1 pseudogene is annotated in these 255 nt (G+C 64.3%); it reads right to left on the bottom strand.

Annotated elements, in window-relative coordinates:
• Positions 1-255 (bottom strand): annotated as a pseudogene (locus KW849_RS31170) (NAD(P)(+) transhydrogenase (Re/Si-specific) subunit alpha); the annotation flags it as partial.

The following is a 255-nucleotide window of genomic DNA, read 5'->3' as shown; positions in this document are numbered from 1 at the left end:
TGCGCACGATCTGGCCGTCGCGGCACATCAGGCACGCGGCGACGATATCGTCTTCCAGGTTGATCACCAGTTGTCCGTCTTTATCGAACAACAGTTTCATGAAGTCCAGCAGGTTGCGGGCGTACAGTGCCGAAGCGTCAGCCGCCACGGCGCTGGCCAGGTTGGTCGGGCCCACGATGGTCACGCCGTTTTCGACGACCACCTGATCGGCCACGGTCAGCGGGCAGTTGCCGCCCTGGGCGGCCGCGAGGTCGA

The sequence above is a fragment of the Pseudomonas sp. PDM26 genome (genome assembly GCF_019219185.1).
GTDB lineage: Bacteria > Pseudomonadota > Gammaproteobacteria > Pseudomonadales > Pseudomonadaceae > Aquipseudomonas.
The sequence above is the reverse complement of the archived record's forward strand: the minus strand, read 5'-3'. Positions and strand labels throughout refer to the sequence as shown.